The following is a 19,849-nucleotide window of genomic DNA, read 5'->3' as shown; positions in this document are numbered from 1 at the left end:
CCTCAGGGCCAGGACAGCTCGACTTTTCCCAGGACGCCGGTAAATACCAGCTTGAAGGATCCGCCTTTCGGAACGGACCCGGCCTTGAATTTCAGGGTGTAGCAGTTTCCGTGATACGGATTGACGTAAGGATAGAAGGCGGTCACGAGAGAAGACACTTTGATGATTCGACGCACCTCCATGGGTTCGAACCGGTTACCCCGGGCATCATAAAGATAGATTTTCCAGACAGAGCCGCTTTTGTCGAAATCGTTCGCGTCCCTGTCCGGCATGGCCGCATAGAAGAAGAACTCGTCGAAATCGGAGGCCATCTCGTCGAGTACCTCCCGGCGAGACTTCATCTGTTCTTCCGTCAGGCCGTAGAGCCGGGCGTAGTCTTTCACGTAGGCGGCCCGAAACTCGGCGGACTTGAACGTGGCGAACAGGTCGGCCCGGGTCTCGAACTGGGATGTGAGGCCCTTCGTCCGCGTCCAGGTGTCGAGGACGGACAGATACTGCGGCGAGACCCCTTTTTCCTTCACCAAGTCCACGTAGCTCTGCAGGTAGCCGCAGCCGGCCGGGATCAACAGGATCGACAGAATCGCCAGGAACGACGCGAACCTGCCCCCTCTCGAACGGACGATCGGACCGCTCATGTTCCCTCCCCGAAAACCCGCTGGAAGATGTAGTCCACGTGCTTGAGGAAATTCTCCACCCGGAAGGCCTGATCGAGGTCTCCCTCGCCGATGCGGGCCATGATCTCCGAGTCTTTCCGGAGAAGGTCCCGGAAGGGCACCCCCTGCTCCCAGGAGGCCATGGCGTTCCGCTGCACCGCCGCATAGGCGTCCTCCCGGGTCATCCCGCTCTCGACCAGTTTCAGAAGGACCATCTGGGAGAAGATCACCCCGTGGGTCATCTCCAGGTTGGCCTTCATCCGCTCCGGGTAGACCACCAGTTTCTCTATGAGTCCCGTGAAGCGGGCCAGCATGAAGTCCAGGAGAATGGTCGCGTCGGGACCGATGACCCGCTCAACCGACGAATGGCTGATATCGCGCTCGTGCCACAGAGCAACGTCCTCCAGGGCCGCCAGGGCGTAGGACCGCATGAGACGGGCCAGGCCGGAGAGGTTTTCCGAGAGCACGGGATTCCGCTTGTGCGGCATGGCGGAAGACCCCTTCTGTCCGGGGGAGAAGTACTCTTCCGCCTCCCGGACCTCCGTCCTCTGGAGAAGCCGGATCTCCTGGGCGAACTTGTCGATGGAGGAGCCGATGATGGCGAGGGCACAGAAATACTCCGCATGGCGGTCCCGCTGGACGATCTGGGAGGATACCGCGGCGGGTTTCAGTCCCAGCTTTCCGCAGACATATTCCTCCACCCCCGGATGCACGAAGGAGAAGGTGCCCACGGCTCCGGCCAGTTTTCCGACGCTGATGGCATCCCGCGCCCGTTCGAGGCGGAGCCGGTTGCGCCGCATTTCCTCGTGCCACAGGGCCATCTTCAGCCCGAACGTGATCGGCTCCGCGTGGATGCCGTGCGAACGGCCGATCATGAGGGTCCGCTTGTGCTCGAAGGCCTTGTTCCGGAGGACCACCAGAAGCCGGTCCATGCCCTCCAGGAGCATGTCCGCCGCTTCCTTCAGCAGGAGCGCCAGCGACGTGTCGAGGATGTCCGAGGAGGTGAGCCCCATGTGGATGAACCGGCCCTCCTCCCCGACCTTCTCCGTTACGGAGGTGAGAAACGCGATCACGTCGTGCTTGGTGACCTTCTCGATCTCGTCGATGCGGTCCACGTCGAATCCGGCCCGCTCCCGGATCACGTCCAGGGCCTCCCGGGGGATTTCGCCCCGCTCTGCAAAGGCCTCGCAGGCCAGGATTTCGATGTCGAGCCACTTCCGGTAGCGGTTCTCGGCGCTCCAGATGCTGGTCATGGCTTCTCTGGAATATCTGGGAATCACGAATCGCTCCTCTTGCCGTCCGTCCCCCCGCCCTTCATATATACGGTACGGATAGGGAAGGGAATTTCGATGCCCTCTTCCCGGTATCTCCGGAACAGGCGCTTGATGAACTCGTGGCGGACCGGAAACTGGTCCGCATAGGTCCGAACCCGAAGGACCGCGTTGAAATTGATGCTGGAATCGCCGAAAGCGGTGAAACGGACCAGCGGATCGAATTCCGGAACGCCTCCCTCGGTTTCCCCGAGCACTTCTTTTGCCACATCCACCGTGATCTTTTCAACCCTTTCCAGGTCGCTGTCGTAGCTCACCCCGACGGGGACGACAACACTCATTTCGCTCTCTCCCAAGTCGAAGTTGGTGATCCTCGCCTTGGCCAGCTCTGCGTTCGGAATCACGATCATGTTGTTCGGCATCGCCCGGAGCGTGGTGCTCCGCCAGGTAATGTCGTGGACGAAGCCCTCGTCCCCGCCGGCCAGCTTCACATAGTCACCGGGCCGGATCTGCCGGGAGGCGATGATCTGGATACCGGAAAAGAGGTTGGAAAGGGTATCCTGAAGGGCCAGGGCCGCCGCCAGACCGCCCACGCCCAGGGCCGTCAGGAGAGGGGCGATGGAGATCCCGAGGGTCTGCAGGATCACCAGTACGCCGAGAATCAGGACAAGGCCCTTTGCGACATTGGCGAATAGCGTCGTCGTGATGAACACGCCTCCCGCCCGGCTGCTGTAAAGATTGACGGCGCCCACGGTCAGGCGGGCCAGGAAAAGGGTCACCGAAAGAATCGCCAGCGTCAGGATCCCCTTCTCCAGGAGGTCGAAGACATGGGAGGAAACCGGCACATTATGGAGGGCGGCATAGGCGCCCGCCAGGGTGAGCCAGTAAACCCACATCCGGAGCAGGGCCGTCCTCAGAACATTCCCGCCCTCCCATCCGGTGCGCCGCACGATGCGCCGCAGGGTTCGCCTCGACAGGGCATCGGCCGCGAGGCCGGAAAGAAGTCCGATCGCCAGGAGGATCAGGGGGAGAAAAAATGCATATCGCTCGGGAAGCGGGATCATGGATTTCCTGATTCGTGGATGTGGCAGCGGTTCAACGGCCTCCGCCGAGGGCTCTCCTCTACCCCGGATTCCGGCCCGGCGCAAGTCCCTTTGTACAGAGGTGGAGCGAATCCCGCAAGGTGCGCTTTCTCTCAAAGGGATTGACAAGACCCGCCGACATTACCTATAGAGCAGTCGTCCGCCCGTTTCGTCGCCGCCATGCCGGCGATCAAGCGGGCGGGGAGCCCGGCCTTGCGAAGGACCCCATGAACATTCGAGATTTCCGCAAACCGTCCCACCCGGTGGACCCACTGTTCCCGAACCGCTGGTCCCCCCGGGCCATGTCCGGCGAGGAGTTGCCGGAAGCCGAGCTTATGACGCTTTTCGAGGCCGCCCGGTGGGCGCCCTCTTCCAACAACAACCAGCCGTGGCGCTTTTTTTACGGCAGGCGGAATACTCCCCAATGGGACCTTTTTTTCAACCTCCTTACGGAAAGCAACAAGCTGTGGGCGCATCGGGCGGCCGTCCTGGTCGTCGTCGCCTCGAAGACAACCTTCGACAGCGGGAAGTTCGCCCGCACCCACAGTTATGACGCCGGCGCCGCCTGGGGACATCTGGCCCTTCAGGGGTCCCTGATGGGACTGGTGATTCACGGGATGCAGGGATTCAATTACGACCGGGCCAAGACGGAGCTGAACATGCCCGATTTTCTCCAGCCCGAAGCCATGATCGCCATCGGGCGGCCGGGGAAAAGGGAGGATCTGCCGCAGCACCTCCAGGAGCGGGAGTTCCCCTCTTCCCGGAAGGACTTGACGGACATCGTCGTGGAAGGCCCGTGGAAGGCATAACCATGCACGATTCCAGAGCGATCCGGCATGAAGAATTCTTCAACAGCGTTACCCACGGAGCGGGCGCTCTCCTGAGCATCGCCTGCCTGATCATCATGGTGGTTTTTGCGAGCCTTTACGGGGGCATGCGTCATATCGTGGGCGGCAGCGTCTTCGGCATCAGCATGGTTCTCCTCTACACGGCCTCGACCCTATACCACAGCGCTCGCTCGCCGCGCCTGAAGCACATCTTCAAGACCCTGGACCACGCCTGCATCTATCTCCTCATCGCCGGCACGTATACGCCCTTCACCCTGGTGACCCTTCAGGGGGGATGGGGATGGACGCTCCTCGGCATTGTCTGGGGGATTGCCGTCCTCGGCATCGTGTTCAAGATATTCTTCGTCTACCGATTCCGGACCGCGGCCACGATTGCCTATCTCCTCATGGGCTGGCTGGCGGTTTTCGCCATCAAGCCGCTTCTGGCCAACATGTCCGCCGCCGGCCTGGTCTGGCTCGTGGCGGGTGGACTCTCCTATACGGTTGGTGCCGTCTTCTACCTCCTGAAACGCCTGCCCTATTCCCACGCCATCTGGCACCTCTTCGTTCTCGGCGGCAGCACCTGTCATTTCTTCGCCGTCCTGTTCCACGTCATCCCGGCCGGGAACGGTTGAGCCCGCCGGTTTTCAAAAAACTATCTGGAAGGATTTGATCATGGTCAACCTCAACGACCTGGATTGGCAGAAAAAAATGGTTTCCCCGGATGTCGTGCTTACGAAGATCGAGCCGGGAATGAGTATTTTCCTTGGAACCGGGGTGTCGGAACCCCGGACCCTCGTCAAGCGCCTGATGAACTCGAACCTGCCGAACCTGAACGATCTGGAGCTGATCCAGTTGGTGAGCATGGGAGACGCCATCTCCTACAGCAGCACGGCCAATGCCCATAAGTTCCGCATGAAGACCTTCTTTTCCGGGTGGCTGGCCAGTTCCGCCATCACGTCCGGATCGGTGGATCTGGTTCCCTGCCGCTACTCCGACATCCCGCGCCTCATCCATAACGGCACGATCCGCATCGATGTGGCCTTTGTACAGATCACCCCCCCCGATGAGAAAGGATATGTGAGCCTCGGAGTGTCGGCGGACGTCCCGAAATACGCCCTGGAGCGGGCATCGCTCGTCGTGGGCGAGATCAATCCCGACGTCCCCTGGACGACCGGAAACACCCATGTCCACGTCAGCGAATTCAATTACCTGGTCCAGTCAGACGAGCCCCTGATCTACTTTCCCCGCTGGCCCGTGGACGAGGTGCTGGACAAGGTGGCGTCCAACATCGCCTCCGTCATCGAAGACGGGAGCTGTCTGTCCTTTTATTCGGGGACCCTTTTCGAGGCCCTGGGAAAACACCTCATGCGGAAGCGAAACCTCGGCATCCATTCGACTTTCTTCACGGACCCACTGATGGAACTGGTAAAATGCGGGGCCGTCACAAACATGAAAAAAGGGTATTTCCGCGGAAAGTCTCTCACCGTTTATGCCCAGGGAACGCCTGAACTGATGCAGTGGCTCCACCGGAACCCCATGGTGGAATTCCAGTCCATCGACGTCGTGTCCGACTACTCGCGCATGAGCCTGAACGATAAGATGATCGCGATCCTCCCCGCCCGGAAGGTGGACATCACGGGCGGAATCGCCCTTCACGTAGGCCGGGGAAACATTACCGCCACACCGGGGCAGGCCCAGGATATCTTCGCCCGCGCGGAGTGGTCCAAGGGGGGCAGGACGATCTTCGCCCTCCCGAGCCGGAATCTCAAGGGCAAGTCCAACATCGTTCTGTCGTCGGATGAATATCCGAACCAGTTCACCAATCGGGAGTCCCTCGACCTGATCATCACCGAATACGGCATCGCCTCCATGACGGGGCGGACCGTGCGGGAGCGGGCCCAGGCCATCATCGACATCGCCCACCCGGACGACCGGCCCGAACTGGTGCGCCAGGCCAAGGAGTCCCGGATTCTTTACGCAGACCAGATCTTTCTCTCCGAGGCCGGTTTTTTCTACCCCGAGAAGATCACGACCACGCATACGTTCAAGGGCGACCTCACGGTCCGCTTCCGTGCCATCAAGCCCTCCGACGAAGAGGAAATGCGCCGGCTTTTCTACCGGTTCTCCGACATGACCGTCTATTATCGATATTTCAGCCCCATCAAGGCCATGCCCCACACGAAGATGCAGGAATACGTCAACGTCGACTACCGGCGCGCCATGTCCATCGTCGGCGTGGTCGAGGAAAACGGCATGGAGCGGATCATCGCCGAGGGGCGGTATGTCCGCCACCGGGACCGTCCCCTCTACGCCGACATGGCCTTCGTTGTGGAGGAACGCTACCAGGGGCGGGGTATCGCTTCCTGCCTCCTGGAAACGCTCATCCAGGTGGCCCGGGACCAGGGCATCGAGGCCTTCACAGCCGACGTGTTCGCCGACAACAAGGCCATGATGAAGGTCTTCGAGAAGGTCCCTTATCCGCTCCGGGCCGTCATGGAATACGGCATTTACAACCTGACCATTCCGCTTACGGACCCGGAAGACGGCACCCGGCCGAAAGATTAAAAACATGTAAGATTAAAAACCTTGAAGCCGCGGATGTGCCATGTTAGAAATCGCCCCGGTGTTTCAACTCGGAGCCCGTGGAAAGGAAAACCATGATGAAACATGTTCGGATCGTAATGCTTGCAGTGGTGCTGGTTGTGGCGGCCGGCCTTGTCTGGGCCAAAGATACCAAGACCGTGGCAGTTCTGCCGTTCTCCGTCTCCAGCGCCGAAAATATTGATTATGTCCAGCAGGGAATCTGGAACATGCTCTCCAGCCGCCTTTCCAGCTCCGGCAGGATCGATGTTCCCGGGAAGGAAGCGGTGCTTGGCGCCCTTGGCAACAAGGCCGGCAAGGAGCTGCCCATGGCGGAGCTTCAGGCTCTGGGGAAGAGCCTCAAGGCGGATTTCGTCGTCGCGGGCAGCGTCACCAAGATCGGCGGCAACCTGAGCATCGACGCCAAACTGGTTGATATCGCGACGAGCAAAGCCGCCGTCGGTGTCTTTACCTCCTCCAAGGGAATGGACGAGGTCATTCCGAAAATCACGGAATTCGCCCAGAAAATCGAGACCCACGTGCTTGGCGGCGCCGTTGCAGAGACCACTCCCCTGACACCCCTGCCGCCGACAGCGGTTCAGCCCTCCGGGACGAGTACGAGGGAATCGGAAATTATCGCCGGCATGCGAAAGGGCCGTACCGGCACATTCACAGGGGCCATCAATCCCGATTTTATCAATGCCATGCAGCCGGTGGATCGTAGAGGGTTCTGGATGAGTGAGCGCTTCCCCCTGGAGTTCCGGGGGATGGACATCGGGGACGTGAACCGCGACGGCCTGAACGAAATCGTGGCCATCAGCCGTAACGAAATCCGGATCTTCCTGAAAAAGGGTAAAGAATTCCGGATGCTGCAGAAGATTACCGGACGTTCCTCGGATAACTACATGTCGGTGGATGTAGCGGATGTCAACGGGAACGGCGTTCCCGAGATCATCGTGACGAACGCCATTGAAAACTCGGTGAACTCCTTCGTCTATGAATGGAAGGACGGAAAGTTCGTCCAGATCGCCTCGAATCTGCCATGGTTCTTCCGGGTGGTCAACCGGCACAACCCGGCGAGCCAGCAGCTCCTGGGACAGCGGATCCGCGCCATGAACATATCCATGGACACGAACGAATTCATGCCCTTCGACACACCGATCCATGAAATTGTCTGGGACGGCACTCGTTACACCGAAGGTCAGCGGATGAAAATCCCTTACGGCATGTCCGTCTTCAGCCTGACGATCGACGACCTCGGCCAGGGACCCACGAGGGTGATCGCCCTGAACCAGGACGACTACCTCTGCATCTATCAGGAAACGGAGAAATCGCTGACTTCGCTTCAGAAGTTCGGCGGCGCCAGTGAGCTTCTCTACCGGAGCGACGAGCCTTTCGGCGGGAGCAACCTTTATGTCGAGGCCCCGAGCGGAACGGCAGTGGAGGCCTACCTCAGCAAATACTGGGTGAACACGCGCATTCTCACGACGGACCTCAACAAGGACGGCCGACGCGAGATCCTGCTGGTGAAGAACATCTCCGCCTCCGCGCGGGTCATGCGAAACGTGAAGCTCTATACATCGAGCGAGTTCTACAACATCGAGTGGGACGGCCTCGGCATGGTGGAAAACTGGCGAACCCGGAAAATCAACGGCTACGTGGCGGATTACCAATACAAGGACGTTGACAACGACGGGGAGAACGAAATCGTCATGGCTCTGGTCCTCTCAACAGGAATGTCTTTCGGCGAGACGAGCGTTCTGGCCGCTTACAAGATGACGCCGGTGGCCACCCAGATCCCCAAGGCAGAGCCCACGGAAGGCCAGAGATAGAAGCAATAGGAGGTTGACAAGATCGTATTTCTGTTATAATGCGGTCGCCTGCTTTGCAAAGGCAAACGGCGGTGTAGCTCAGTTGGTCAGAGCATACGGCTCATATCCGTAGTGTCCCTGGTTCGAATCCAGGCACCGCTACCATGAATAGAAGGACTTGGAGAAACCTCCAGGTCCTTTTCTTTTTCCGTGCCCTTTTGCGCTCAGATCAGAATTGCCATCCTTGATGCTCGCGACAAACCGATGTTTCCCATTGTCGTATCGTCTTCTACGTTTCCCACAGATACCCGATGATCAGTTCAGGCACAAATCGCTTGCGTCTCATTCCACTCCTCCCTTCCACCCATTTTTCATGCCGCTGTCCTGGCGTAAAGAAAGATCGGATAGAGACCGGGGACTGCATCATCGTCCATTCTCCTCTCACCTGCTCGCCGGCCCGCGCTTTGTTGTCCCCGCAGGTTGTCACATCTTTCTGCCTTCGTTGTCTGTAAAATGCCGCAGTAACAATCTTTTTCTGTCTTTTTATTCTTTTTTGCAGATTTATTCCTTGCGCCATTCGAAGGTTGCTTTTTCAAATTTGATATGCTAGGGGACGGTACCCCCAAACAAGTTGATGCAAAATAGCAGCAGGAGAAATGGAACTGCCAGCGTAGTTGCTGGAAGACTCCGTCTTCTGCAAATTGACGGCGAGGCCTGAAGGGGGGAGGAGTGTAACTACTTTCATAAGGAGGAAGGTGTTCATGTCTTACGCAGAGGAGTATCGGAAGAAGTTGGTTAGCCCGGAAGAAGCTGTAAAAGTGGTGAAGAGCGGGGACTGGATTGACTATGGATTCGGCCATACCAAGCCGATTGCCTTAGACAAGGCCCTTGCCGCCCGCAAGGATGAGCTCAAAGACATCAATATCCGACACACTTTGAGCCTGACCCCCCAGGCCTGCGTCGAGGCAGACCCCGAAGGAGAAGTCTTTACCTATCAGGATTGGCATTTCTCCGGCTACTCGCGCAAACTCCACGATAAAGGCCGGTGCTATTATCATCCCATGATTTTCCGCAATCAGCCCCTCTTCTACAAGAAGAGCATCAAGTCCGTCGACGTTGCCATGATCCGCGTAACCAAAATGAACAAGGACGGATATTTCAACACGCATATGGGCAACGCGGCGGTTCGTGCGGCGATGGATGTCGCCAAGAAGATCATCGTCGAAGTGAACCCGCTGCTCCCCTGGGCCATGGGCGGACGCGACGAGGTCGTGCACGTCTCCGAGGTCGACTACATCGTCGAGCACGAATCCAAGGTCGAGGCGATCCCGCCGGCGGCCCCCACCGAGATCGATGTGAAGATCGCCAGCCACATCGTTCCCATGATTCCCAACGGCGCCTGTATCCAGCTTGGAATCGGCGGTCTGCCCAACTACATCGGGACCAAACTGGCCGAATCGGACATCAAGGACCTGGGTTGCCACACGGAGATGCTGGTGGATGCATACTATCACATGTACCAGGCCGGCAAACTGACCAACAAGAAGAAGGGCGTGGACAAGAAGAAGAGCGCCTACGCGTTTGCCGCCGGCAGCCAGTTCCTCTACGACTGGATAGACCTGAATCCGTCGTTGGCGTCCTATCCCGTTTCCTACACCAATGCTCCTCATGTCATGTGCCAGCACGACAACATGGTTTCCATCAATGCCTGCGTGGAAGTCGACCTCTTCGGACAGGTGTCGTCCGAATCATCGGGTCCGAGGCACATCAGCGGCACAGGTGGACAGCTCGATTTCGCAACCGGCGCCTATATGTCTGACGGCGGCATGTCCTTCATCTGCTGCAACGCCGCCTACAAGGACAAGAAAACGGGGGAGACCAAGTCCCGGATCGTACCCACCCTGCCTCCCGGATCGATCGTAACGGTTCCGCGAACCCAGGCCCACATGATTGTCACCGAATACGGCGTTGCCGACCTGGCCGGAAAATCAACCTGGCAGCGAGCCGAGGCCCTGATCAATATCGCCCACCCAGACCTCCGGGATGGGCTGGTCAAGGAAGCGGAAAAGATGAATATCTGGAGGAAAAACGGAAACGGAAACGGGAACGGCAAAGGTTAATTGACTCTTCTCCGATACCGATGAACAAGAAGCCCGGCCCTCGGCCGGGCTTCCTGTTTTCGTGGACGCCCCCGCCGGCAAGGTGTTATGGTGCCCCCCATGGAAACCCCGGCAACACGATTTTCCCCCCATCCTTCCCTGGACCTGACGGCTCGCATTACCGAGGCCTTGGGCGTCACGCCGATCGACTATTCCGAGCGCTACGAAACGATCCGGGGCGGCCGGAAAGAGGGTGCCCAGGCTGCGGGGGTCCTGCTCCTGATCCGGATGGAGGGGAACACTCCCTTCCTGCAGCTGATCAAGCGCTCCGCCACGGTGGCTCAGCCCGGGGACCTGAGCTGTCCGGGGGGCATGCTCCACGGGGCTATCGACGTTGCATTCCGCTCGCTTCTCTGTTCCGGCGCCATGCCCGTCATTCAGGGGCGCCCCCGGGAACTGTCCCGTCTCCGCGGCCACTTGGAGCATCGGCTGATCTGCCTGTTCCTGGCAAACGCCCTCCGGGAGACCTGGGAGGAACTCGGCCTGAATCCGCTGCGGATCCGCTTTCTCGGCCCTCTGCCCACTTATTCGCTCATCCTGTTCCGCCGGACGATTTTTCCGCTGATGGGCATGGTGGATGCACCCTGGATGTTCCGGCCCAACCGGGAGGTCGCCCGGGTGGTCGAAATCCCCCTGGCCTCCTTCTTTGCGGAGGAGAGTTACGGGCGCTACGTTGTGACCTACACGGAGGTCTCGGGCTCAAAAGAGGAGGTCTGCCAGGATTTTCCGTGCCTGATCCATCGTGAACCCGATGGAACCGAGGAAATCCTCTGGGGGGCCACCTTTTACATCATCATGAAGATGCTGAAGATCGTCTTCGATTTCGATCTTCCGGACTGGCGGAAGGGACGTCCCATTAAACGCAGCCTGAGGGCGGACTACCTGACGGGACAGCGCTCGGCGGGAAGGATTCCCCCAACCGATTGAACGCCCCGGACGAGGCGTTCCTTCAACGGACGGGACGCGACGAAACGGCCGGAAGGCTCCGCACTCTTTAAAGAGCCAAGACATGGGAAACAATCCCGGACAAAAGGAAATCCTTAAAGGAATCGAAGCGGCGGTCTTCGACTTCGATGGCACTCTGGCCGTTCTGAACATCGATTTCCCGGCAATGCGGGGCGCCGTAAGGAAACTGGCGGCTGAATCCGGCGTTCCCACGGAGGTTCTGGACGACCTTTTCGTCCTCGAAACCGTTGAGAGGGGCCGGGAATGGCTGGCCGGCAAATCCCCGGACCGCGCCGCATCCTTCCACCGGGTAGCGATGGATCTCATTTCCGGAATCGAAATCCGCGCAGCCCGGGATGGTTCTCTTTTCGAAGGCATTCGTGAACTGCTCGAGGGAATGAAAAAACGGAAGATACGGCGGGCCATCATCACACGGAATTGCGGGGCCGCCGTGACCATGATTTTTCCGGACATTGCCGATTACTGCGAGGTCTTCCTGCCCCGGGACGAAGTCGATCGCGTCAAGCCCGATCCGGGACATGTTCTGGATCCGCTGATGAAGATGGCCATCGTCCCCGCCCGTGCGATCATGGTTGGGGACCACCCCATGGACATCCGGACAGGCCGCGAGGCCGGAACCCGGACCATCGGCGTTCTGACGGGTTCCGGCGGACGCGAGGAGCTGCTCCGGGCCGGCGCCGACATCATTGTTCCCTCGGCTCCGGACCTCCTGCCGCTTCTGGCATGAGGCTTGAAAAAGCGCGGCTTGCGACGGCCCCCGAGGGGATGCTTCGCCGGCCGACGAACGGAAAGCACCCCCTGCACGGCGAACCCGGGAAGGATTCGTCCACTGCCGTCAGGAAGGAGAACTGCCCTCCATGGCCGCAAAGATCGCGAAATCCTGCCCCGCCTGTGGTCACGTCGAGGAAAGCTGGCGCAACCCGGTCCCCACGGTGGATATCATCATTGAACTGGAAGAAGGGATTGTCCTGATCCGACGGAAGAACCCGCCCCCCGGCTGGGCTCTCCCCGGAGGATTTGTGGATTACGGTGAGTCCCTGGAGGAAGCGGCCGTCCGAGAGGCCCGGGAGGAGACAGGGCTGGACGTTACCCTCCTGCGCCAGCTTCACACCTACTCCAGGCCGGACCGCGATCCACGGCAGCATACAATCACGACCGTTTTCGTCGGCCGGTCGTCCGGTAAACCGGAGGCCGGCGACGACGCGGGAGAGATCGGCATCTTCACCCGCGATACACTGCCCGCACTGGCCTTCGACCACGGGGAAATCCTCGCTGATTATTTTGATCGGGGAAAAGGCTGAATTCCGGAAATCCGGAAAGAAGTTCAGGCAAAACGGCGGCCCGCAACGGCCCGGTGTGGAAAGAACGACCGGAAACGGGCTTCCGGGACGGCCGTGCAGAATCGATGCTCCACAGGACGGGAGCCGGGCATCAGCCTCCGGCAGCCTCCGCCCGGACCAGCATGGTCGCAGGGTCAAGCAGCAGGGATTCACCTTCCGGGGTCAATCCTGCGCCCTTCAGGGAACGGATGCGGATCTTCTCCTTTTCGGGCGTCATTTCCAGGACCACGTCGAAAAGGCCGGAGACCGGTTTCAGCCGTTGGGGGATTCCGTCTGCTTCCGGTGTCTCGTAACGGTGCGTGTGAACGGTGAACCACCCGGAATATCCCCCCTGTCCGGCCATTTTCTTCAGGTCTGCCAGGGTCTCCCGACTGGTTTCCTCGAATGGAAAGCCGTCGATGATGACCATCTCCGGCCGGAAGATTCCCTGGGCGGCCAGATCCTCCAGGCGTTCCGCCAGACGCGGGACGCTGAACCCGTCGACGCGGAACGTCATGATGAAACGGTGTGGGACCAGGGATTCCCAGAGGCGCTGCGCCCCCCCGACTCCCTGACGCCGAGCCGAATCCTGGAAGAGCTCCTCGTACCAGAGGGCGACTTTCTGCACCGGATCGTGCAGACTCACGTGCAGGACGTTTTTACCCCGCAGCATGGAGCGGATCGCCAGTTGAACCATCAGGGCGGTTTTTCCGATTCCGGCATGGGCAAAAACGGCTCCAAAACGTCCCGCCTCCAGCAGGTCCCCGGCTTCCCCTGCCAGGGAGTCCAGGAGTTTTTCCCGAATCTGCTCTTCCCGGATCGTCATGACTTTCTTCCTCCTCCACGGAATGATTGTCGCCGTCTTCCCTCCCTGACTTTCCCCGCGGCCCGGGGCTGAATCTGCAGGGTCGCGCCGGCGGCCGTCGAATTCGAACGGTTTCACCTCAGGCGGCGCTCCTCTTGCGCTGGGCCACCTCTTCAGCGATCTTCTCCGCCACGGAGACCGGAACCTGCCGGTAGGCGGCAAACTCCATGGTGAACTGGGCCTTGCCCTGCGTGGCGGACCGGAGCACCGTCGAATATCCGAACATCTCCGCCAGGGGTACCTGGGCCTCCACGACGCATTGGGGCCCTTCGTCCTGGGCGCCGATGATCATGCCGCGCCGCTGGTTCAGAAGACCCATGACGGCGCCCTGGAATTCCGTCGGCGTCTCGACGACGACCTTCATGATCGGCTCCAGGATGATCGGCTTCGCCCGCCCGTAGGCTTCCCGGAACGCTCCCCGGGCCGCCGCCTGGAAGGCCATGTCGGAAGAGTCCACCGCATGGGAGGCGCCGTCGTTGACCACGACCCGGATGCCCGTCACGGGGAACTCCATTTTGGGCCCCTTGGTCAGGCACAGGCGGAATCCCTTCTCCACAGCGGGAATGAACTGGGTTGGAATGGACCCGCCGGTTACGTCGTTGACGAATTCAAATTCCCCTTCCGCCAGTGGTTCCACATAGCCGGCAATCCGTCCGTACTGGCCCGAGCCGCCCGTCTGTTTACGGTGGGTATAGTTGAAATCCGCCCGTTGGGTGATCGCCTCGCGGTAGGCGACCCGCGGATGGCCCGTTGTGACATCGCAACCGTACTCCCGGCGCATCCGCTCGACGTAGATCTCGAGGTGGAGCTCCCCCATGCCTTCGATGATGGTTTCGCTGGTTTCCTGATCCACATGGGTCCGGAAAGTCGGGTCCTCGCGGGTGAAACGCCCCAGGGCCTTCGAGAGGTTGGCCTGGGATTTGTTGTCCTTCGGGACGATGGCCAGGGAGATTACCGGTTCCGGAACATACATGGACGTCATGGTAAAGTTCACGCCGGGGGCGACGAAGGTGTCACCGGAGGAACACTCGATTCCGAAGAGGGCACCGATGTATCCGGAATTCACAGCCTCGATGTCCTCCATCTGATCGGCGTGCATGCGGACCACGCGGCCGATCTTGACCTTCTTTCCGCTCCGGGCATTGACAATGGTGGTGCCACGGGCGGCACTTCCCTGGTAGACCCGGATGTAGGTCAACTGCCCGTAGGGCCCGTCCTCCAGCTTGAAGGCGAAGGCTACCGTCGGCTGCTCCGGATCGCAGGAAAGGCTGACGGGCGCTTCCTCATGGTCCATGTCCAGCGCCATGTTCTCGACGTCTGACGGGCAGGGCAGATAACGGTTCACGGCATCGAGCAGCGGCTGGACACCCCGGTTCTTGTAGGCCGAGCCCATGAATACGGGCGTCAGCTGCCGCGCCAGGGTGCCCCGGCGGACCGCCTCCAGAACCAGGTCATCCGATACGGGACCGCCTTCGAGCAAGGCTTCCGTCAAATCATCCGAAAAAAGGGATACCGCATCCAGCAGTTCTTCCCTCTTCTTCCTCGCCATTTCTTGCAGCTCCGGAGGGATATCCTCGATGCGCACGTCTTCTCCGTGTTCACCATCGAAATACAGCGCCTTCATGGTCAGAAGGTCCACGACACCGGAAAAATCGATCTCCAGGCCGATGGGAATCTGCATGGCTACGGCGTTGTGACCCAGTTTCGACTGCAGCTGCGAGATGACCCGGAAAGGATCGGCACCGCTCCGATCGCACTTGTTGATGAACGCGATACAGGGCACGTGATAGCGCTTCATCTGCTGATCCACGGTGATGGATTGGGACTGGACGCCGCCGACGGAACAGAGAACCAGGATCGCTCCGTCAAGAACGCGGAGCGACCGCTCGACCTCAATGGTGAAGTCCACATGGCCGGGTGTGTCGATGATGTTGATCTCGTGACCCTGCCACTGGCAGAACGTGGCGGCGGAGGCAATCGTGATCCCCCGTTCCTTCTCCAACTCCATGGAGTCCATGGTGGCCCCCACGCCATCCTTCCCTTTCACATCGTGCATGGCGCGGATGCGCTTGGTGTAATACAGGATCCGCTCCGTCAGCGTGGTCTTGCCCGAATCGATATGGGCGCTGATGCCGATGTTCCTTACCTTTTCAATGTCGGTAATCATAGTTCTTCACATCCCTGCACTAAATAAAAAAACCCTCCGGGAGGGCTCATCCTGGCGGGTCATCCCGCTTGGTATTTTGGATGAAGTTGCGTTGTCTATCCCCTCACGAGTCCCTTGTCAAGATTTATTTAACATATTTTTTAAGAATACACGGTTCTATTTTTCGACTTGCAAAAGCCAAACTCATTGTGTTAGATATCGCTGCAATATTTTCTCTCACTTTTTTCTCACAGCCAGCTTCCGAAGGATCTCACGGCATCCGTGGGATTGGGATTAAGAAACCCGAATGCGGTGATCCATTCCGCGGGATTACCGAACACTCGCATCGTGAAGCCGTATCTGTAGCAACGTCAAAATCATTATATCAAGGCATGAAGGGGGGGATGCCGCACCAGAATCAGGAGAGGAAGGAAACAATAGGGGAAAAATTTATTACCGGTAACAAACAAAAAAAGGAGGAATCATTCATGGCGCATGAACACAGCTTTGCAACACCGGGACCGGCTGGTCTCGCAGCTCTCGCGGTCGCGTGTTTCGGGTTTGGTGCGGTATTTATGGGTAAAGTTGACCTGAATGGCCTCCCGCTACTCGCCGCCTGGCTGGTCGGGGGATGCTTGGTCCAGTACACAGTCGCGGTCATGGAATTGAAAGACCACAATATTACCGGCGGCAACGTCTTCCTGTTTTTCTCCGCTTTCTTCATGTTGGCAGCGGCGATCAGTGTTTTCGCAAAATGGTATATGGTAAGTTTTGTTTTTGCACCGAAGGCTGCCAAGGAAGCGATGGATGCAGCCATGGCGGCAGCCGGTGTGGCTGACATCAAGATGCTGACGCCGGAACAGTTGGCTGCGGCCAAGGCTGGTATCGGCAAGGCCGTGGGTGGCATGCTTCAGAAGGCTATCTATGTTGAGGGCTGGATGTGGATGGCCGGGGCCGGCTTCCTCACCGTCGTGACCCCCGCTTACGCCAAGAGCGGGCTGTTCTTCCTCGTTGTCGCGATCGACATCGCCCTCTGGATGATCGTCGGGATGGACTCGGGCTGGTACGGGGATCCCAAGACCTGGAAACCGATCATCGGCTACATCCTGGTCTTCGGCGGCTGGTACGGTGTGTACATGGCGGGTGCCGTCGTCTGCAACACGATCTACGGCAAGAAGGTCTTCCCGACTCCCCCGCCGCTCATTAAATAATCAAGCTGTATGCTTTAATTGCTCCAAGGGGGCAGGCTCTGAAAAGGGCCTGCCCTTTTTTACATATTCCCAACCTCTTTATAGTTGCATTTGTCATCGAATCTTGATAACAGACTGCCAGCAATCTCAGTCTACCCGGTTGGGATCCTGTAACCATCGAATTATTCAAGTGATTATTCGAATTCGTGCTCAGGGGGCCTTCCGCAGCTCATGCCTGATCGGGCAAGAGATTGAGATACTCTCGTAATTAGAGTTTTTCCTGAACAAAAATTTAGCAGTTTTATTCAGCAACCAAAACCGGTCCGGCGAAGGAAGGGGGAAGGGTTTATCCGTCGCTGTGCACCGTGCGACGAACCGATGAGTACCGTCGGTTCGTCTTCTGCAGGTGGTACATTTAAAGCCGCAGCAATAGAGTTATTGATTTTGCGGGAGTTAAGGAATGACAACACCGGTACAGCAGAAAATCAGGGACAAAAAACGGACACCGGAACAGATCGCTGAGATGGTCAGGTCGGGCGACTGGATCAACCACGGCAGCACCGGCGGCGACTCCACAGTCTGTACCGAGGCGGTAGCCAGGCGGCTGGGCAACGGTCCCGGCCAGTTGAAGGACATCGAGTTCTGGATGTATGCCATGTTCTATCCCCATCCGGAATTCCAGCAGATCGATCCCTACCAGGGATTTCACACCATTCACGAATTTTTCTTCTTCCCCTGGAACCGGAAGGCCCGGGACACGCACAACGTCACCGACTGGGCCCAGTGGGGATGGTCATACGGTATGCACGCCCACCATTACCGGTTCGCCAATGCCGTGAAGGAAAAACGCGGGATGGACTGGTGGTTCAATGCCGTCACAACCCCCGACGCACACGGCTATTTCAACATGTCCTACGGGACGAACAACTGCAATATCTTCCGGCAGACCGCCAGGAAGATCGTCTTCGAGGTCCGCTCCGACTATCCGTGGGCGGAGGGCGGCCGCTTCAACACGATCCACATCGACGACGTGGACTACTGGGTCGAGGTGGACTGCGAGAAGTACCGGTGGCCACAAATGAACGAGAGGGCTTTCCAGCCCAGTCCGCTGGAGCAGCAGATCGCGGAGAACGTCATGCAGATCATGCGGGATCGAGACGTGATCCAACTCGGCATCGGCTCGCTGCCCTCGGCCTGCGTGGCCGCTTTGGCGGATGCAGGATTCAAGGATCTCGGCATCCACACGGAAATGCTGAATTTCGGCCTCATGAAGCTGATCGAATCCGGCCAGGTCACAAACGCCTACAAGACGCTGGACCGCGGCAAGAGTGTATGGACCTTCGCATTCCCTGTGGACGTGAAATGGTACTACGACACGATTCACCGAAACCAGGCCCTCGCAGCGTACGACATCGACTACACGAACAACCTGAACGTCCTGACCCGCATCGACAACATGATCTCCATCAACAACTGCGTGGCCGTCGATCTCCTGGGCCAGATCTCCACGGGCTTCTACGAGAAGCGTCCCATCTCGTCGTCGGGCGGCTTCTTCCAGTTCCATATTTTCTGCGCCCAGTCGAAGGGTGGCCGCGGCGTCGCGGCGATGACGTCCCGGAGCAAGCACGGCACTTCCCGTATCGTTCCGTTCCTGCCGGAGGGCTCGACGGTGGATGTGCCGGCCCAGTTTGCCAACTACGTCTGCACCGAGTTCGGCATGGTGAACCTCCGCGGCCTCAGCGGCTACGAGCGGGCGGCGGCGCTGATCTCCATCGCCCACCCGGACGACCGGGAATGGTTGGAGAGGGAAGCTCGCGAGAACGGCCTTCTGCCTCCGAAGTTCCCCGTGTCCATGCTTCCCGCAGAGGGCGGCGGACGTAGATACCCGGCCTGCGAGGAGCGCAGGAATTACAAGATCCCCATGGGCAGCGCCGTGTGGGGTTATGAGTGGGATCAGGGAATCCAGAGCGGAAAGTAATCCAATCTTTCAACAGCGCAGGAAGAACCCGCTGGCAGGCCGGTTTCTCCACGCGCCCGTTAAAAAGGAAGCCGGAATTCCATGACAAAGAAGCAATCCGTGGAAATCGAACGGGAGGAAAAACTCGATCAGGCCATGTGCCGTCGCGAGAAACTCTCGAAGATCCGGCTGTGGGCCTATATCTTCTGGATCATTGGACTCTTCCTCATTATGGCCAAATACATGAATTTTTTCCCCGATTGAGGTGAGGAAAATTTTGCTTGGTCATGAACAGGAAGATAATCCCGGAGAAGGAACGCCCATGATGGATGAACGCATCATGAAACCGGCGGATTTAAACCAGGAAGATCTGGTGAGGTTTGTCGTCGATACCCTTCATCGAGCTATTTTTCATCACGTCCAGCGATTCACGGAAATGGAGCACAAGATCGGTATGGAGATAGCCGTTCCGATTTTGAAGGTTGCCCGTGAAAACGGCTATAAGATCCAGATGAACGACTGCCGGGGCCAATTGGCCAGGAATAGGCGGAGTTTGGAAGATTACCCTTGTAAATCAGCAGGCCTTGTGAAATACAGGATGTTCTCCAAGGCCATCGACGACCGGATCCGCACGGAATGTGTCGGCTGCCCGCCGGATACCCATCCGGAGGAGTGGTTTTGCGCCTGGCGTTTCACCCTTCCCTATGATGCGAAAAGGAACACTTGGCAGGAAAAGGACGGTGCCTCCGGCACCCCGTTTCGAAACCGCAACCAGAATCAGCGTGCGTGTAGCATAAACGAAGGGAGATGGTTAGTTCGTGCAAGTTGAGGACCTTTCCGCAGGTTCCGCCGCTGGTTTGAATTTTTTCACACTTCAATAAAGGGAGGTAAGAGTTATGGCTTTGGATTTCAGTTTCACCGAAGAACAGAGGATGCTCGAGGATCAGGTCTACCGCTGGGCCACAACCTGGCTGGAGCCGCAGATGGAACACATGTACGAAGTGGACGAGATGCCCCCCA

Annotated in this window: 17 protein-coding genes, 1 tRNA gene and 1 pseudogene; 14 read left to right on the top strand and 5 right to left on the bottom strand. The window is 58.7% G+C overall.

All coding sequences use genetic code 11. From position 1 onward, the window contains the following. Positions 1-2 precede the first annotated feature (2 nt). The 3 genes from HPY65_00095 to HPY65_00085 are packed head-to-tail and all read right to left on the bottom strand — an operon-like array spanning position 3 to position 2,988. Positions 3-635, bottom strand: coding sequence for a hypothetical protein (locus tag HPY65_00095; protein NPU82859.1), 633 nt, complete (start codon positions 633-635; stop codon positions 3-5). Further along, complete coding sequence (locus HPY65_00090; protein NPU82858.1) at positions 632-1,933, bottom strand: adenylosuccinate lyase; 1,302 nt, start codon at positions 1,931-1,933, stop codon at positions 632-634. The genes HPY65_00095 and HPY65_00090 overlap by 4 nt, the downstream gene beginning before the upstream one ends. After that, on the bottom strand, positions 1,930-2,988 hold the full coding sequence (locus HPY65_00085; protein ID NPU82857.1) for a mechanosensitive ion channel family protein: 1,059 nt from the start codon (positions 2,986-2,988) through the stop codon (positions 1,930-1,932). Before HPY65_00085 ends, HPY65_00090 begins: the two co-directional genes overlap by 4 nt. A 245-nt stretch (positions 2,989-3,233) precedes the next feature. Here HPY65_00085 and HPY65_00080 point away from each other — a divergent pair, with 245 nt between their 5' ends. The 9 genes from HPY65_00080 (at position 3,234) to HPY65_00040 (ending at position 12,653) form a co-directional block, all read left to right on the top strand. Further along, positions 3,234-3,815: a nitroreductase family protein gene (locus HPY65_00080; protein NPU82856.1), complete on the top strand. Its 582-nt coding sequence runs from the start codon at positions 3,234-3,236 to the stop codon at positions 3,813-3,815. Between the two features lie 2 nt (positions 3,816-3,817). Continuing rightward, the gene (locus tag HPY65_00075) at positions 3,818-4,468 is read left to right on the top strand and encodes a hemolysin III family protein (GenBank protein ID NPU82855.1); all 651 of its coding nucleotides are present in this window, start codon (positions 3,818-3,820) and stop codon (positions 4,466-4,468) included. A 40-nt stretch (positions 4,469-4,508) separates the two neighbouring features. Continuing rightward, positions 4,509-6,401: a GNAT family N-acetyltransferase gene (locus HPY65_00070; GenBank protein NPU82854.1), complete on the top strand. Its 1,893-nt coding sequence runs from the start codon at positions 4,509-4,511 to the stop codon at positions 6,399-6,401. A 92-nt stretch (positions 6,402-6,493) separates the two neighbouring features. Beyond that, positions 6,494-8,248 (top strand): VCBS repeat-containing protein, encoded by a 1,755-nt coding sequence (locus HPY65_00065; protein ID NPU82853.1) that lies wholly within the window; start codon positions 6,494-6,496, stop codon positions 8,246-8,248. Between the two features lie 67 nt (positions 8,249-8,315). After that, positions 8,316-8,392, top strand: a tRNA-Met gene (locus HPY65_00060). A 596-nt stretch (positions 8,393-8,988) separates the two neighbouring features. Next, positions 8,989-10,347: a butyryl-CoA:acetate CoA-transferase gene (locus HPY65_00055; protein NPU82852.1), complete on the top strand. Its 1,359-nt coding sequence runs from the start codon at positions 8,989-8,991 to the stop codon at positions 10,345-10,347. Between the two features lie 99 nt (positions 10,348-10,446). Then, positions 10,447-11,313 carry a CoA pyrophosphatase gene (locus HPY65_00050; GenBank protein ID NPU82851.1) on the top strand — a complete coding sequence of 289 codons (867 nt, stop codon included), beginning with the start codon at positions 10,447-10,449 and terminating at the stop codon, positions 11,311-11,313. Between the two features lie 82 nt (positions 11,314-11,395). Continuing rightward, entirely contained in the window at positions 11,396-12,079 is a 684-nt protein-coding gene (locus HPY65_00045; GenBank protein NPU82850.1) for an HAD family hydrolase, read from the top strand. 130 nt (positions 12,080-12,209) lie between these two features. Then, positions 12,210-12,653, top strand: a complete 444-nt coding sequence (locus tag HPY65_00040) for an NUDIX hydrolase (protein NPU82849.1) — start codon at positions 12,210-12,212, stop codon at positions 12,651-12,653. Positions 12,654-12,783: 130 nt separating this feature from the next. Here HPY65_00040 and HPY65_00035 read toward each other — a convergent pair whose 3' ends face one another. Next, positions 12,784-13,497 (bottom strand): AAA family ATPase, encoded by a 714-nt coding sequence (locus tag HPY65_00035; GenBank protein NPU82848.1) that lies wholly within the window; start codon positions 13,495-13,497, stop codon positions 12,784-12,786. 118 nt (positions 13,498-13,615) lie between these two features. Continuing rightward, positions 13,616-15,703 carry an elongation factor G gene (locus HPY65_00030; GenBank protein NPU82847.1) on the bottom strand — a complete coding sequence of 696 codons (2,088 nt, stop codon included), beginning with the start codon at positions 15,701-15,703 and terminating at the stop codon, positions 13,616-13,618. Positions 15,704-16,170: 467 nt separating this feature from the next. Here HPY65_00030 and HPY65_00025 point away from each other — a divergent pair, with 467 nt between their 5' ends. The 5 genes and pseudogenes from HPY65_00025 to HPY65_00005 all read left to right on the top strand — a co-directional run. Then, positions 16,171-16,893, top strand: coding sequence for a hypothetical protein (locus HPY65_00025; GenBank protein ID NPU82846.1), 723 nt, complete (start codon positions 16,171-16,173; stop codon positions 16,891-16,893). 439 nt (positions 16,894-17,332) lie between these two features. Then, a complete protein-coding gene (locus HPY65_00020; protein ID NPU82845.1) occupies positions 17,333-18,850 on the top strand; it encodes a hypothetical protein in 1,518 nt (505 codons plus the stop codon). 81 nt (positions 18,851-18,931) lie between these two features. Beyond that, entirely contained in the window at positions 18,932-19,093 is a 162-nt protein-coding gene (locus tag HPY65_00015) for a hypothetical protein (GenBank protein NPU82844.1), read from the top strand. A gap of 61 nt (positions 19,094-19,154) precedes the next feature. Beyond that, positions 19,155-19,529: pseudogene (locus HPY65_00010) on the top strand (hypothetical protein). A 196-nt stretch (positions 19,530-19,725) separates the two neighbouring features. Continuing rightward, positions 19,726-19,849 (top strand): acyl-CoA dehydrogenase (locus HPY65_00005; GenBank protein NPU82843.1); only part of this gene is annotated, 124 nt, incomplete at its 3' end.

The organism is Syntrophaceae bacterium, assembly GCA_013177825.1.
Lineage (GTDB): Bacteria > Desulfobacterota > Syntrophia > Syntrophales > PHBD01 > PHBD01.
Note: the sequence above shows the minus strand (reverse complement) of the source record. Positions and strands in the feature narration are given on the sequence as shown.